Annotated in this window: 11 protein-coding genes and 1 pseudogene; 2 read left to right on the top strand and 10 right to left on the bottom strand. The window is 43.5% G+C overall.

Annotated elements, in window-relative coordinates; translation table 11 throughout:
- Positions 1-216 precede the first annotated feature (216 nt).
- The 7 genes from MKHDV_RS11825 to MKHDV_RS11795 all read right to left on the bottom strand — a co-directional run bounded on the left by MKHDV_RS11825 (position 217) and on the right by MKHDV_RS11795 (position 9,296).
- Entirely contained in the window at positions 217-1,236 is a 1,020-nt protein-coding gene (locus MKHDV_RS11825) for a methyltransferase (protein ID WP_160715551.1), read from the bottom strand.
- A 46-nt stretch (positions 1,237-1,282) separates the two neighbouring features.
- Entirely contained in the window at positions 1,283-1,741 is a 459-nt protein-coding gene (locus tag MKHDV_RS11820) for a MarR family winged helix-turn-helix transcriptional regulator (protein ID WP_160715549.1), read from the bottom strand.
- A gap of 195 nt (positions 1,742-1,936) precedes the next feature.
- Complete coding sequence (locus MKHDV_RS11815) at positions 1,937-3,253, bottom strand: malic enzyme-like NAD(P)-binding protein (RefSeq protein WP_160715547.1); 1,317 nt, start codon at positions 3,251-3,253, stop codon at positions 1,937-1,939.
- 76 nt (positions 3,254-3,329) lie between these two features.
- Complete coding sequence (locus tag MKHDV_RS11810; protein ID WP_160715545.1) at positions 3,330-4,643, bottom strand: 2-hydroxycarboxylate transporter family protein; 1,314 nt, start codon at positions 4,641-4,643, stop codon at positions 3,330-3,332.
- 417 nt (positions 4,644-5,060) lie between these two features.
- Complete coding sequence (locus MKHDV_RS11805) at positions 5,061-6,482, bottom strand: sigma-54 dependent transcriptional regulator (RefSeq protein ID WP_160715543.1); 1,422 nt, start codon at positions 6,480-6,482, stop codon at positions 5,061-5,063.
- Positions 6,473-7,948 carry an ATP-binding protein gene (locus MKHDV_RS11800; RefSeq protein WP_160715541.1) on the bottom strand — a complete coding sequence of 492 codons (1,476 nt, stop codon included), beginning with the start codon at positions 7,946-7,948 and terminating at the stop codon, positions 6,473-6,475. The genes MKHDV_RS11805 and MKHDV_RS11800 overlap by 10 nt, the downstream gene beginning before the upstream one ends.
- A 55-nt stretch (positions 7,949-8,003) precedes the next feature.
- Entirely contained in the window at positions 8,004-9,296 is a 1,293-nt protein-coding gene (locus tag MKHDV_RS11795) for an ABC transporter substrate-binding protein (RefSeq protein ID WP_160715539.1), read from the bottom strand.
- A 484-nt stretch (positions 9,297-9,780) separates the two neighbouring features.
- On the opposite strand from MKHDV_RS11795, the gene MKHDV_RS11790 reads away from it, so the two are divergent.
- Positions 9,781-10,701: a GNAT family N-acetyltransferase gene (locus MKHDV_RS11790; protein ID WP_160715537.1), complete on the top strand. Its 921-nt coding sequence runs from the start codon at positions 9,781-9,783 to the stop codon at positions 10,699-10,701.
- A gap of 388 nt (positions 10,702-11,089) precedes the next feature.
- A pseudogene (locus MKHDV_RS11785) lies at positions 11,090-11,610 on the top strand (YgjV family protein).
- Between the two features lie 104 nt (positions 11,611-11,714).
- Here MKHDV_RS11785 and MKHDV_RS11780 read toward each other — a convergent pair.
- Genes MKHDV_RS11780 through MKHDV_RS11770 form a run of 3 tightly spaced genes read right to left on the bottom strand, consistent with a single transcriptional unit; the run spans position 11,715 to position 13,582 of the window.
- Entirely contained in the window at positions 11,715-12,215 is a 501-nt protein-coding gene (locus MKHDV_RS11780) for a phage holin family protein (protein WP_160715535.1), read from the bottom strand.
- Positions 12,216-12,224: 9 nt separating this feature from the next.
- Positions 12,225-12,497 carry a hypothetical protein gene (locus MKHDV_RS11775; protein WP_160715533.1) on the bottom strand — a complete coding sequence of 91 codons (273 nt, stop codon included), beginning with the start codon at positions 12,495-12,497 and terminating at the stop codon, positions 12,225-12,227.
- Between the two features lie 38 nt (positions 12,498-12,535).
- The gene (locus MKHDV_RS11770; RefSeq protein WP_160715531.1) at positions 12,536-13,582 is read right to left on the bottom strand and encodes an AI-2E family transporter; all 1,047 of its coding nucleotides are present in this window, start codon (positions 13,580-13,582) and stop codon (positions 12,536-12,538) included.
- Positions 13,583-13,930: the final 348 nt, after the last annotated feature.

Raw genomic sequence — 13,930 nt, 5'->3', positions numbered from 1 at the left:
CGAATGCTGTTAATGCCAACAATAAGAAGGGGCAATGCCTATTTTCTAATATGCTTCATTTTTAGAAACGTGATGCCTCTCATGTGTAAACAGGCTAGCCACTACTTAATGGTTAAACCGTAAAGTGAAAGGGTATGGATCATATCTCTTAATAAAATTTAAGCTCTTACAGAAACTATAAAAGCTTAAATAAATAATCTAACTTATTATGACAGGTTAATAAGCCTTACGTGCTGCAACCATAAGACCTAACCCAGTTTCAGAAATTGATTGGCAACGAATATCTTCAAACTTGAGTGTCTCAAGGATCTTAACCAACGCTTCTTGTTCAATGAAATGTGAAGAATAGCCGGACAGACGAGTGAGAAGTTCCAGTGTTGCTTTTGTAAGTTCGTTTCCTTTCTGACCATATCCTGAGTAATGGTGAGAAACAAACCAACCGCCCGGTTTTAATCCTTCTGCGATTTTTGTAAGAGTAGTATCTAGATCGTGCTGAAAAGCATACAAAACATGGGAAGTTAAAATTAAATCAAATTGCTCAGCTGGAATGTGCTCTTTTAGGAAATCAAGCCCAGTAGTTGTCACACGCGTGCCGAATCCAGCTTTGTCGCACCTTATTTGTGCTTGCTCTGCCACATGAGGAAGATCAAAGATTGTCCCCTGCATGTTTTCATTTCGATCAAGTACTCCCATTGTATACATCCCATGATTACCGCCGATGTCGCACATGGATCTAAAATTATCAAAATTAGGCAGTGATGCTGTAAACTCGATTGTATCCGCCAGCCCGCCACCAATGGCTTCTTGTGCTGCGCCTTCCATAGTCCTTTCAACAGCCCAATTCTTATCTGTCTTCTTACGGTCTACTTCTTCACCGGAAAGCAACTCAGTTATTGAGTTCTCAATAGCATCTGCAAACCCCATTGTAAGTGCCATGCTGTCCCCTTGATAGTGGGGTGCGGTGCTGACTAGAAATTCTGAAGCTGTGGGGGAATTGCTATATATATCTTGTTTTTTAAACAGAAGATCAACCGCAACAAAAATATCCAGAACAGGCTCAAGACGTTCTGGCACCAACCCCATTTCATGGGCAAGAACCGTCCCGTCTACTTCTTTGCCTTCAATGTAATCGAACAGTTTCAGCTTCATGGCACTCATTAACACCTTAGCTGAGAGTGATTTCATTAGCATGGTGTGCACGGGCTGAAAGTCGGTGTGAGGTTTTGTAATAAGCATGTATTCTCCAATCAGTTTAGTTGCTAAACTGATCTTGTAAAAATTTTTATTTTAGATAGCCATCCATCCATAAATTCATCTGTTTACCCATTGTGCGAATGGCCTCGTATGACGCCTCATCTAACTGTGACATATATTCTAAGAAAACTTTGTCGTGCTCTTTATGAAAGGCCAAATGGTTCTTGCTGGCAGTATGTCCAAGTTCGGTCGTTCTTATCACAACACGTGCCCCATGCGCAGGGTCAGACTCTTTGATCAGCAATCCTTTTTTTACCAGTTTGCCAACAAGCTGAGAGACTGCTCCCTTGGTGATACTGAATTCATCTGCCAATTCAGTGACTCCGGCTCCATTACGTGTTTCTACTGCCATGAGCATATGTATTTCTGCCGGGAACAGCTCCATACCTATCCCAAAATCAAATGCCTTACGGTCAACAACAGCATATTTTGCCATTGCTCGACCAAATTCTCTGAGCACAGGTGTCATTTCTTCAAAAGTTCTCATGCCTACTGTTTAGCAACTAAACAGTTTTTCTGTCAAATATTGTTTTTTGAAATAGTGAGTAGGGGGGACATCCCAAAATACAAAATAAACAAAAAGAGAAGACCCTTGCATTGTGAAGCAAGGGTCTTCTTGATTAGAAACAACCCAGCGTGGTTTTTCTAATCTGTATCGAGGTCTTAAAGACCGGCGCTACAGTTAATCGTTGTAGCTGGAGATAAAAGTGTTAACGCGATCGCGTGAAGCCGTGATTCTCTCGCTAAGAGACTTACGGTATGCGTCCATATCCTTGATGGGGGTGGTTGCCACACCTGTGTCCATTGCTGCCTGTGCTACAGCGGGCACTTCCCATTCAAGGATACGGGGGTCAAGAGGTTTAGGGATGATGTAATCAAGGCCGTATTCTAAACTTTCCACGTCATACATTTTGCACACTTCTGCTGGAACTGGTTCTTTGGCCAGTGCTGCAAGAGATTTTGCTGCGGCAATCTTCATTGCCTCATTAATTTCTGTTGCACCAACATCAAGCGCGCCGCGGAAGATGTACGGGAAGCCGGATACGTTGTTCACCTGATTAGGGTAGTCGGAGCGTCCTGTACCCATAATGCAGGTGGGGACAGCCTCTTTAGCGTCATTGTATGGAATTTCTGGATCAGGGTTAGCCATAGCGAAAATGATAGGACTAGAAGCCATGGATTTGACCATCTCTTTTGTAAGGAGATCTTTCACAGAAAGGCCGAGGAAGCAGTCTGCTCCCTTAAGGCATTCCGAAAGGTCACCATAGTCTTTATCCTGAGCAAATTCCGCTTTGTACTTATTCAAACCTTCGCGCCCTTGATGGATGAGGCCGCGTGAGTCGAACATAAATACATTTTCTCGTTTAACGCCAAGCTCAACGTAAAACTTAGAACATGCAATACCTGCCGCACCGGCACCCACAACAACAACTTTCAGGTCTTTGATGTTTCGGCCTGTGATTTCACAAGCGTTAATGATGCCTGCACCGGAGATAACCGCGGTTCCATGCTGATCGTCATGGAAGACTGGGATGTTCATCTCTTTTTTAAGGGTTTCTTCAATATGGAAACACTCAGGAGCCTTGATGTCTTCAAGGTTAATACCACCAAAAGTTGGTTCCATCGCCTTTGTTATCTCAATAAGCTGCTCGGCGCTTTTGACAGTCAGGTTAATATCAAACACGTCGATGTCAGCAAATGTCTTAAAGAGAACACCTTTGCCTTCCATTACCGGCTTGCCAGCTAAAGGACCAATGTTACCAAGCCCTAAGACAGCAGAACCATCGGTAACAACTGCAACTAAGTTTGAACGACCGGTGTAAAGAGCTGCGGTTTCCGGATTGTCTTTAATTGCAAGACAAGCTTCAGCAACGCCCGGAGAATACGCCATAGAAAGGTCTTTTTGAGAGTTACACGGCTTTGCCGGAATAACTTCGGTTTTACCTCTACGAGGTGATTCATGATATGCGAGTGCTTCTTCTTTGGTAAATAGAGCCATGGATGTTCTCCTTACAATATTTCAATAAAGGATCTGCAACCCAGTTCACAGCAAGGCTGTGAACTGGGAAGGATAGTTACATAAATATTTTCAGCAGTGTTGTTGCTAGAATCAGCATGAATGCGCCACCAATACGAGATGAGATCTGTGCGAAAGGCATAAGCTGCATGCGTTTTGATGCGGAGAGTACCGCCACATCGCCAGTTCCGCCCATATTTGCCATACAGAGTCCGCCTGTAATTGCTGCTTCAACAGGGTAGAAGCCGAAGAGCATACCGATGAAACCAGAGCCGATGATTGAGCCGATTACAGTCATAGCAACGAGAATTACATACTGGATGGTGAGGGCGTCGATAACCTGCTGGAGATTCGTGTAAGCAACACCGATACCCAACAGCAGGGCGGGGGTAAGGCTTACCATTACAAAACGGAACCACTGGAATGCACAAATTTCGTATTTGCGTGGTAACCAGCCCATTGACTTCACAACACCCACAGAGAGGATCATTAGAGCGTATGAGTGGATTGGAATGTATTGGCCAAGAAGTTTGCCCCATACAAAAAATGTTGTTGCCAGAAGAAGACCGATGCCCATTGCTGAGTAACTAATGGATTCGACGTCTTCAGCTGAATCTTCAGCTTCGGCATCTTGGTTTTTGAGCAGTTTACCGTTGCCGGAAATACCGGGAATTACAGATCCGAGACGGTGAAGTAATCCAGCACAAACAATTGCGATAGCGTTACCGAGAGCAAGGGCGGGAACCATTTTAGAGAGCATGGTTCCGACATCCATGTTCAAAGTGGATCCGAATATCTGTGAAAGTGGGACTGCACCTGCGCCCATACCACCACCCATAATTGGGAGCGCTATGTAGAGTACGGCTTCTTCAAATCCAAATCCCATCATCATACCCACAGTCCCGCAAAGAAGGATTGCTGTGGCAACCCCGCCAAGGATTACAGGCAGGTACCGTACAGCTGCTTTAATAAGTAATTTGCGATCCATTCCAAGAATTGATCCACTGATTAACGCAGCGATGTAGAAACTTAAAAAACTTTCTTTCTTCATGAAACTGGTGATGATGGCCGCGGATTTTTCCGGCAAAATTCCGTAACCAACGAGAGCCGCGGAGCCAAAAATAATCAGAATAGGGCCACCGCCGAGATAGTCTTTAACAATCGGAGCATGTTCTCCTATCTCGTTTAGAATAGCGCCTAAAATCATCATTAACGGAAATGCCCCAACCATGCCGCCAGGAAGTGCTCCAAGATATGTCGCGCCCATGACAATAATAGTTAAAATAGCAAACAGTCCTAAAGGAAGCCCCATAATTTTGTAATCGAAGATGGAGCTCGAAGCTGTCCCTTGTAGGGTAGTGGCAGTGCTCATCGGTTACTCCTTAAAAATAGTGTTGTAGAAAAGAGGCAGAACACGGAAAGCATTATCGACACGCAGTGTGTTCTGCCCTTTCCAATCTTGCTGCACTCTCTTAAAAGCAGAATGCGTGCCACTCTCTTTTTTTCTATTTTTAAGCTTTTAAACCGGTGCGTTATGTTTTTTGCAGTAAGCTTTGTAAGAAGGGCAAAGACACGAAAGGTCTTGTTTTTCAGGATGGAAATAGCGTCCTTACACGCTAAAATGATTAAACAACCAACAGAGTAAAAGTTGTTTTGTAGTCACTAGAGCAATGTTTCGAAGGTCAAACTGTGCATAAGAAAAAAGTGTCCTAAAAAATAGGACACTTTCTTTTTACTTATTTATCGTGAAAAAACAGACTGTTGTAACGAATGAAGCTGTCGGGGCGGATTAACCATCCTCTGAAGTCTTGTTTTGCAAGACCCCACGTTCTTTAAGCAGGGCATACAGTCTTGAGCGAGATAATCCTGAAATAGTACAAGCTTCTTTTATAACCCCTTCAGTCAGAAGCATAAGGTCACGAAGATACTGTTCCTCTAGTCTGCTATATGCTTCAGCACGAAATTCATTTAACGGTGGCAGATCTTCTTTTTTATCCGGCAATGGGGCAAGGCGTGCCGGGGATTGGCTAACTCGTTGTTTAGCGACTGAAATTCGGATCATTTGAGGAATATGCTGTGAGAAGAGTAACGGTTCATGACGCGCAGCAGAAACTGCATGATCGATAGCATGCCGTAACTCTCTGACATTCCCCGGCCAATTGTAAGACTCTAGTACCTCAAGTAGTTCGGGATCTACCTTTTTAGGTGGGATACTATATTGACGACAGAGGACAGTAATGAATTTCTCTACGAGTAGACGAATGTCCTCTTTGCGTTCCATAAGGGAGGGAAGTGGTAAGTGTAATGCTTTTACCCGGAAAAGCAGATCACTTCTAAAAGTACCTTCTTCGACCATTACTTCAAGGTCACGGTTGGTGGCGGCAAGTAGTCTGAAATGGCTATGAAGCTCTCGTGTGCCACCAATTGGTCTGACAGTATGCTCCTGAAGGAGTCGTAAGAACTTCTTTTGTACGTCCAGAGAAAGTTCCCCTATCTCGTCCAGAAATAAAGTACCACCGTCTGCCTGCATGATAAGGCCGCTGCTTTCTTTAGCTGCTCCTGTGAAGGCACCTTTTGTATAACCGTACAAAATCCCTTCTGCCAGAGTATCTGGAAGGGCGGCGCAATCTACCACGATAAAAGGTTGATGGCGGCGATTACTGTTTTCGTGAATAGCACGAGCAAACATCTCTTTGCCGACACCTGTCTCACCGGTTATGAGCACATTAACGTCACTTGCAGCATACTGTTCCACAGTACCGAGAGCACGGCGCAAAGCAGGGCTGTCTCCAACAATATTTTCGCGCTGCAAGGGAAGGGAAGAGGTTTGAGGCGCAAATAGTCTTTTTTCTCGATAACGTAACGCTCTTTCTAAAGTCACTGCAATTTGATGAATAGAGTCGCTTTTCTGAATATATTCCCAAGCCCCGTTGGCAATGGCAGTTGCAGCATCTTCCGGCTCACCGGCTCCGGTAATGATGATAACTTCTGGTGAAGGTTCTTGAGCTTTCAGCTTAGGCAGCAGGGTGAGGCCATCACCGTCTGGAAGGCAGACATCAAGAAATACCAGCGCAAATTCCTGCTCTGTGGATTTTCGCTCTCCTTCTCTGAGTGTGCGGGCAAAGGTTACAGTATGCCCCTGACGTTGTGCTGCTCTTGAAAGGGTGTAGCTAATAGAGGGATCGTCATCAATAATTAGAACTAAAGCCATGCCACACTATCCTGTTGAGAATCTAGTACGTTACGGATTGTATTTCCGAGATCAGCATTTCTGAATGGTTTTGCAAGGAATGCGGAGATGCCAATCTCCGCAGATTGACGCATAAACAATTCTGCATTGCTACCCTCAAAACCACTATAAATGATAACACGTAAATCCGGTGCAATGTCGGAGATTGCACTTGCAAGTTCAAGTCCAGTAAGTTCCGGCATAATTTGATCTGCAAGAAGTAGATCAAATTCATTCGGATTCTTTCGGATACATTCTAGAGCTTCGGCACTGCTTTGAAGCATCGTCACAGTATACCCTTGGCGCTCAAGGAACTTGTGTACAGAATAAAGCATTTCTTTGTCATCATCCACAACTAGGAGGTGCTCTGTCCCGTGAGTAGAGGATTTCTCCGGCTCAGGTGCCCACGCACAGTAATCTGTTACAACCTCCGGTAAAAAGACTCGGAACGTGGTTCCCTTATCTGGCTCACTTTCTACAGTAACTGCACCGCCATACTTCTTACTGATGCCATGGACAGTTGAAAGTCCAAGCCCTGTGCCGCCTTTCTCTTTTTTTGTAGTAAAAAACGGATCAAAAATACGAGGGAGAAACTCGTTGTCTATTCCCGTGCCGGTGTCTGATACGGACAGGCGTAAAAAGCGGCCTGAAGACAACCCGCGGGGAAGGTCAAAGCTATCTGCGGTTACATCAACCTCTTCGACATCAATGGTGAGAACGCCCTGCATGCCAAACATGGCATGATCTGCATTCAAGCAAAGATTCATGATTACCTGATGCAGCTCACCAGCATCAGCTAGGAGCATTCCGCCATGCGGTGTTTTCGATGAAAATTTGATTTCAATTGTCGAAGGAAGGAGAGTCTGCAAAAGCTGAATGCATTCTTCAGCTAGGTTTGGCAGAGAAATCATTTCAGTCGCAACTTCCGAGCGGCTACTAAACCTACGGATTTGACCAATAATCTGTTTTCCTCTGTAAGCAGCTTTAAGAGCCTGTTTGATATCTTCATGCGCCGGATTCTCTTTGGCAACATCATCCAAAGCCAGTTCGCAACACGAACTGATGGCTCCGATAATATTATTAAAATCATGAGCGATCCCGCCTGCAACAGTACCAAGTGCTTCCATTTTTTGCGATTGACGGAGCTCAGATGCAAGTTGGGCTTCTCTTTCTTTTGCACGGCGCTTCTGAATAAAGTTGGTAACACCTTGCATCATAAGGGTAAGCTGGCGCTCATCTGATTTCGAAAAAGTGACCACGTCATCACCCAGCACAATAAGCGCTCGCAATTGCTCTCGCTCCCAAATGGGTAGGGCGATGCTGTTTTTAAATTTGTTCATACCTAACGGCCATACAACCGGCGTTCTAGCATTTTCTGCGCGGAGTCGTGATGTGCTTTTCTGCTGAATAAGCTCTTCCCACGGAGAAATAAGATCTTCAATCCCCAACTGATTAGGGAGGGAGTGCCAAGATGTATTCAGTTCATTGCTGATGCAGTAACGATCAACTTTTTTTATTTGAAGTTATTGTCAGATAAACAGCAGTGTTCGCGTTGAGTAGTTTACGGACTTTATCAACACTGAAGAGAATCAGTTCATCAGAAGAACTCTTTTCTTGTCCGTTCAATTCAAGAAGAGACTCAAGGCGCTCTTCTTCCCGTTTGAGCAGCTTTGTTGTCTCATTTTTTTCTCTGAGCATACGCAGCAAAACAAGAATTGTGAGGGACAGCCAGACAAAACAAGCTATGGCGATGAGAATGAGGGTTTTGTATTTATAGAAAAGAGTTTGCGGCTCAAAAAGAATTTCTGAACGATTAGGTAGAATATCTTGCGGTATTTTAAACTTTTTTAACTGCCTGTAGTCAAAAATGAATTCGTTTTGCGGCCTACGGATAACCGGAAGGTCAGCAACCGGAATTCCTTTTAGGATATCCAGAGCAAGTAGCGCGGCAGTTTCTCCCTGCTGAATCCCGCTGAGCATTTTGCCCCCCAGAACTCCATTACCTAAAGTGTATAGCCATGGAGAAAATACGGGAAGGTTACTTGCTGCTGCAATCAGTGATGTACTTTCCTGAACACTCAGCACTGTTCCGTCGGGAGTACGGTAATAGGAAAGGTAAAGAATAACGGTATCCGCAGGAAGCGCTGCAAGCTTCTCCTGAAGCGGCACAGGATTGAGCTTGGTAAGCTCAGTAAAAGACACTCTGTTGGCAAACAAAGGGACAAGTTCCTTTGCCTGTTCAAGGTTGTTTTTACTGGATGTAGTTACTCCACCACTGACTAACGTGATGTTTTTTGTTCTAGGAAATAGGGTAAGGGCGAGCTCTATTGTTTCTTTAAAGTCGACTTCTTCTGCTACACCTGTAAACCCAGACTTACCTTGCAGTAACTTTGGAGAGAAGCGGGTAACACCACAAAACACCACGGGGGCATTGGGGAAGAGTTGATCCCGATAACGAACGAGAAAATCTAGTGCGTTGTTATCTGAAGCGATGATGGCATCGAACTTGGTATTTTTGTATTTAGTTGAATATAGCTCATAAAGAAGAGGAAAAACTTTCGTGGGACTATGTTGCTTTGTATCCATGAATTCATAATGAACCTTTATGGGCAGGTCTGCCTGTTCCAGTTCATCTCGTATTCCCTGTAGAACGGACTCACCCCATAAATAACCCATGTGGTATGAGTTGAGAACAAGGACTGTTGCGGTGTTTTTTTCAGCTGCAATAGACCGAACAGGAGTAAGTGCACTGATGCATAATATAAATATGATTATTGATAATAGAACCTTATGCATCCACCTCTCCTTTAGAGACAAAAAAGCTAATACTAGGTTGTTACATAGAAATGTAACGGTAGACAATAATAACCAAAGTAGGAAGCAATTAATACCTCATAAGAATACGGCAAAAGAACGCACCGAAGTTTCTTCATTCATAACCACGTGCTTCTATGGATGTATACTGCTGAAAATGATCTATAAGATTAATCAATAAGCATTAGCTAATATCCCAACACTACGATTCTATCGAATAATTTATTGTAAGGGTATCGATTAACATTTCTAGATCTTACGCAGTAAAGAATCGTAGATCGCGATAAAGCGGTGAATCATTATATTCGCCGCTTTCATTCATCATTGCAGTCGTTACAGTAATCCATGTTTAAAGACTCTAGTTAGTTCCCTCAAAGGGATCTTTCGCCACTCAGCATTGACAGATTAACAACTTGGTTCTAATTAGTTGTACATCGCAACTAATTAGAACCAAGCGAGAATAAAAATGAAAGAAAATCAAGTTCATACGATTCGAAAACATTCACGTAACCTTGCTCGGGAGTGGAAGCTTGTCGCAAACAGGGCTGACCAACAAGGCTTAACGGTGCCTGAGGCTCATGCACTTATAGAGCTATCAACACACAAGACGTTGTCCGTTCAAAATATTGCAGACATGCTCTTAATAGATAAGTCGAATGCAAGTCGAGCTCTCGCCTCATTGGGTAAAGAGCAGTTTGTAGAATTTACGGAAAACAAAGAAGACAGACGGGCGAAGGATGTTTCCATTACAACTTCAGGACGCAAGCGTGTTCAGCAAGTTCATATTGAAGCTGACGAGCTTGTTGGTGGTGCACTTGAGTTGTTAAGTCCTCAAGAGCAAGAGGTCGTTGCTGAAGGATTAAAAACGTATGCCAAGGCATTACGCTACAATCGTCTACAGAAAGATTTTATTATTCGCCCAATCACAAAAGAAGATAATTCTGCTGTGGCAGCTGTGATCCGAAAGGTTTCCGATGAGTTTGGGCTACGTGCAAAAGATGGATATGCTGTGGGCGATCCCATGGTAGAAAGCATGAGTGAAGCATATGCGACAACTGGAACCCGCTACTGGGTTGTTGTAAAAGATGGGAAGGTAGTTGGTGGCGGTGGGGTTGCTCCACTTCAAGGCAGCAACGATGGACTATGTGAATTACAAAAGATGTACTTCATGCCCGAATGTCGGGGAACTGGATTGGGGCGCCGTATGGTACTGAAGGCATTAGATTTCGCTCGTCAGTCTGGCTATAAAGCCTGCTACCTTGAAACTACCCCCGAGTTGCGTGAGGCGACATCCTTATATGAGACCCTTGGCTTTGCACGACAGGAATCCGCGCTTGGTAATACAGGCCACGGAGTTTGTGAACTACGCTATCTTTATCGCTTGTAATGATGCGATCATAACAAGCCGTGTAGTTTCCTCTTTTATCATTATGGTTATGAAAACCTGACGCTGCGGTCTAACCTAGTGAGAGAACGCCGACATCTCTGCGAACTAGCGTAACAGAACCGAAATTCTACCTAAACCAATTATGAAACTGTAATGCTTTTACTTCTCTTGTAACAGATAATTACGAACAAAATTGTTTCATTTTTTGGGGGAGTGAACTGGAAAAATTGAAATTGACTCTGGGGCTCGTGGGGTGCTAGACAGCAAAATGTTGCAATAGGGGCAACTCTAGGCATGTTGTGCAGTTGGGCTGCTTATATTAAAGGCAGTTACGGAAGTAGGTCTTGTCTTACTCAATTTCTTTTCTGCGTCAGGAGAACTATTTCCAGTGTCTTTTTATCTCGCTTCACAGGTGCTTGTCGGTATTGCCATCATTTTCGACATCTTGTCTTTTCAATTCAAGGATAGAAAACGAATTGTTCAATGCCTATTCGTATCCGGCATATTGATTTCGACGCACTTTTTTTTACTCGGGCATCAGACTGCAGGGTTATTAATGCTTGTGGCCACGCTTCGTTATTTAACAAGCATATTCACAACCTCAAGCAAGGCCATGTGGGTGTTTATAGGGTTAGCCATAACCGTAACTGCATTTTCGTATGAGGGCGTGTTGAGCTTCTCAGTTTGTCAGGAACAGCTTTCCACACAGCTGGGGCGTTTTCAAAAAACGACAAACGCCTACGCATATTAATGATTATTGGTACTCTTTTTTGGATACCACATAACTATCTAGCGTCATCCCCAGTGGCAGTTATTATGGAACTCTTATTTTTGAGTAGCAACTTGGTCGGCTACTATCGACATTATCTTCGAGGGCAGCATTTACTTAGCTGGAAATTGTTCGGATAGAACAAAAAAAGAAGCGTTACCGATGAATCGGTAACGCTTCTTTTTTAAGTAAAAGTATCCATTACATTTCTAGCCGATTACTCTCTAAGAAAAAAGCCTCGCCCTTATCGCTCGTCTTTTTCCTTGTTCGCTTTAATTGTCGCCACGAGAAGGCTCAACACAGGTGTGACAAAGCTTACTAATTCACTTGTTCCGCTTACAATAGTTGTAATGTTATCGTGAATCCGTTTCACATCTTCTGAGACTTGATCCACTCCGACTTTGAGTTCTTCAAAGTCGGCATTGAGCTCGCCATATGCCATTTCACGAACTTCTTTTAGCACTCGTTCTTGTTCGGTGTAGTTTCCTACATGCTGAGATACGAATAGAAGGATTAACGCTAGCATTCCATCAATTAGCGCGACAAACAGAGCTGCCATGACAGGCCCGAACGGCTCAACTAATGCTTGATAACCAGCAAATGTGAGCATGGCTAAAGCTAATATGGCAAAAATTAACGCTACAATCCTAAAGCCGGTCTGTGTTGCCATACGCTTAGTCTGAAGACGAAGCAGGGCAATTTCGGAACGGATGAGAATTTGTATTTTGTTAATTGGATCAGTCATGTTTATGTCCTATTTTGGTAATGAGCGACCTACGAGAACGCCAAGAACAAACGTACCGGCAATAGCTACTGGTACCACCAAGCCTTTACGCAAATCCTTGTCAGTAAAACGCTGTGGAATACCTTTCTCTTTCAAAACATTTTTCAATTTAGAGGTAGAGTTCGCTGTAGCTCTTTTTATAGACTTAACAGTTTGACTATGGTGACCCATTTTATTGTGTTTAAGCTTTAGTAGTTGTTCCCGTAACTCTTCAACTTCTTTTCGTAAATCATCGTGTGTCATTTTAATCCATCCTTTTAAAAGAAATCTGAAAAGGTAAATTAATCCTCATCATCCATAGACGGTTGTGGGGCTGGACCAAGCAAGATTGCCAGCCACAAGGTTTGGTTATTCGTAGCCGCTGCGTATTTTATCACCATGGTTAATGGAACCGACAACAACATTCCCGCGGGTCCAAGTAACCATCCCCAAAAAATTAAAGACAAAAATACTGCCAGCGTTGATAACCCAACTTTATGCCCCATGACAGCCGGCTCAAGTACAGTGCCGACTGCAATATTTACGAATAAATAGATACCAATCACAATAAATGTTTCCGTCGATCCAAATTGCAAAAATGACAGAAGAACTGCCGGTGCTGCCGCAAGCACTGAGCCGATGTTCGGAATAAAATTAAGTGCGAAAGCGAAAAATCCCCATAACGGAGCAAAATCAAGCCCAATCGCAGTTAAGCCGACAGTAACAAGAACACCTGTCACGATACTGGTAAGAGTTTTGATCGAAATGTATTGCTTGGTGCTTTCGAGGATAGAAGTGCATTTTTCGAGCAAGGCTCCACCATTCAAGTCATCAAGAGCCTGAAGTTTTAATGGCAAGTTACGAATCTCGACTAGCATAAAAAGTACTGTAAACATAATAAGCAAAATATTGCTCAGTGCGCTTCCAAGCCCAGCCATAAATGAGTTGGCATACCTTAGAACAACTCCTGGATTTAACGTTTTCGATAGTCCAGAGTCTGACCAGTCAATGTCGTGCCTACTCATCCAGCCATTTACGCTGTCCATAATGCCAGCTAATCGTGCCTGATATTCAGGCATTGCCTGACTAAATTGAGAAACGGACTTGCCAAGTAATAAACCCGCTCCCATCTCAAGGAACAACGTTGCAATAATAACAATTCCCACGGCCAAAGGAGTAGATACTCCCCAACGTTTCAGCCAACTTATGGGCACTGTTATTACAACAGAAATGAAAATTGAGAGCAGAAGGGGAATGACAATAGCTTGAGCTGATCGTGCGGCAAACAAAATCAAGAGGATACCGGCTATTGTTAAGACGGAATCGCGCAATGATGATTGTTGCTCCATGCATCCTCCAAGGATCGCCCTTAACAACTAGTTAGTAAAATTTTCTTAAATAAGAAGAAGCTTATCTGACTGAGAAGATAAAAACTATTCCTTGATAATGCATTATGTGCAGGCGAAGTATCAAATAAGTCGAACTCTAACAAAGCTCAGAAAATGATTTAAAGGGGTTATGGAAAGAGTGATCGTTTTGCAACCACCAGAGTAAGGATAAAATATACCTTTCTTAATAAAACGGTTCATCGAATAGTAGAAGAAGCCACGCTGGTAATCTTGCGAATACATAGTAGACAAAGGAAGTAAGAAGAGTCTTTTGTACCTGACAGAGCAGTTTTGTAATTCGACTTTGCG

The sequence above is a fragment of the Halodesulfovibrio sp. MK-HDV genome, assembly GCF_009914765.1.
Classification (GTDB): domain Bacteria; phylum Desulfobacterota; class Desulfovibrionia; order Desulfovibrionales; family Desulfovibrionaceae; genus Halodesulfovibrio.
Note: the sequence above shows the minus strand (reverse complement) of the source record. Positions and strands in the feature narration are given on the sequence as shown.

What these genes read in the sequence shown, in the direction of transcription:
- MKHDV_RS11825 (WP_160715551.1), bottom strand. Translation starts at nt 1,236, where the DNA reads ATGCTTATTACAAAACCTCACACCGACTTTCAGCCCGTGCACACCATG.
- MKHDV_RS11780 (WP_160715535.1), bottom strand. Translation starts at nt 12,215, where the DNA reads ATGACTGATCCAATTAACAAAATACAAATTCTCATCCGTTCCGAAATT.
- MKHDV_RS11770 (WP_160715531.1), bottom strand. Translation starts at nt 13,582, where the DNA reads ATGGAGCAACAATCATCATTGCGCGATTCCGTCTTAACAATAGCCGGT.
- MKHDV_RS11790 (WP_160715537.1), top strand. Translation starts at nt 9,781, where the DNA reads ATGAAAGAAAATCAAGTTCATACGATTCGAAAACATTCACGTAACCTT.
- MKHDV_RS11775 (WP_160715533.1), bottom strand. Translation starts at nt 12,497, where the DNA reads ATGACACACGATGATTTACGAAAAGAAGTTGAAGAGTTACGGGAACAA.
- MKHDV_RS11820 (WP_160715549.1), bottom strand. Translation starts at nt 1,741, where the DNA reads ATGAGAACTTTTGAAGAAATGACACCTGTGCTCAGAGAATTTGGTCGA.
- MKHDV_RS11815 (WP_160715547.1), bottom strand. Translation starts at nt 3,253, where the DNA reads ATGGCTCTATTTACCAAAGAAGAAGCACTCGCATATCATGAATCACCT.
- MKHDV_RS11805 (WP_160715543.1), bottom strand. Translation starts at nt 6,482, where the DNA reads ATGGCTTTAGTTCTAATTATTGATGACGATCCCTCTATTAGCTACACC.
- MKHDV_RS11795 (WP_160715539.1), bottom strand. Translation starts at nt 9,296, where the DNA reads ATGCATAAGGTTCTATTATCAATAATCATATTTATATTATGCATCAGT.
- MKHDV_RS11810 (WP_160715545.1), bottom strand. Translation starts at nt 4,643, where the DNA reads ATGAGCACTGCCACTACCCTACAAGGGACAGCTTCGAGCTCCATCTTC.